Source organism: Bacteroides sp. An269, from assembly GCF_002159755.1.
Lineage (GTDB): Bacteria > Bacteroidota > Bacteroidia > Bacteroidales > Bacteroidaceae > Phocaeicola > Phocaeicola intestinalis.
The window spans coordinates 1-1,135 of sequence record NZ_NFJG01000231.1 but is presented as its reverse complement, the minus strand read 5'-3'; the positions used below and the strand labels follow the sequence as shown (position 1 = coordinate 1,135).

1 protein-coding gene is annotated in these 1,135 nt (G+C 28.7%); it reads left to right on the top strand.

From position 1 onward, the window contains the following. Positions 1–111: 111 nt before the first annotated feature. Positions 112–1,032: a DUF2971 domain-containing protein gene (locus tag B5F71_RS19455; protein WP_241148670.1), complete on the top strand. Its 921-nt coding sequence runs from the start codon at positions 112–114 to the stop codon at positions 1,030–1,032. Positions 1,033–1,135 lie beyond the last annotated feature (103 nt).

The window sequence follows — 1,135 nt, the reverse complement described above, 5'->3', positions numbered from 1 at the left end:
AGGAAGAAAATTAATGCCAGACCGAGAGAAAAACTCAATTTCTTGACTCCGGCTGAGGTCTTTTTCAAAAATATTTCGTAATGTTGCACTCGCTGGTTGACTCTGCCCGTTGTGAAAACTAAGGCATGGCATAATATTTATAATTTACTTATACCTAATATTCCAAAGAAACTATATAGGTATAGAAGTTTTAATGAATATTCTTTATCTGATTTTGAGAATGGAAAGATATCATTATGTCATGCTGGAATGTTTCCTGATAAATATGATTCTTATATATATGTAGACAGGAATAAAATTCATCAAGATTTAGAATTTGCATTAAAAAATGCGTTGCAAAACTGTTTACAAGATGTAACGCAAAAGTCTCCATTTTTAAAGACAGAAAAAGCTTCGGAAATTTGTTTTTATAGAGAATTGGGATTAAGCGAGAAACAAATAATAGAAAAATTATATAATAATTATTCCAACTTTATAGATGATATAAAAAATGATATGAAGAAGCGAGAAACTCGCTTACGTAATTCATGTAGCAATGCAAAAATAGGTTGTTTCACAGAAAGTGTTCAGTCTAAATATATGTGGGACAGATATGCGGATGGATATAAAGGATTTGCCCTTGAATATGATTTAAGAAAATGTATTTATAAATATACCAATATAAATTTAAATGTCAATTTATTTCCTGTGATATATACTGATATCTTACCTGATTTTACATTGGAAGAAGGAAATCTATATGTACGGGAATGTTTTAGTAAATTGGACGTAAATAATGTGTGGTCATACATGCTTGATATTAACTGTCCCTTTAATCAATTGTATGTTTATAAAGCATATTTGTATAAAGATAGAAAAGAATATAGTCATGAATGTGAATGGCGTATGTTATATTATAATCTTGAGGATAATAATGATTATATTTCTATACCTGATGTTGAATGCCTAAAAGCTATATACTATGGGCCTGATATAAAATATGAAAATAAGGAAGAATTGCACAAAATAGCGGTAGAAAAAGGAATACCTTAATTCCGCAACACATATTGTTAGAAATAAATTTAAAATACTGAGTAATAATATATTACCCAGTATTTTGCCATGTCAGAAGATTCACTTAACTTAGTGTTGCAAT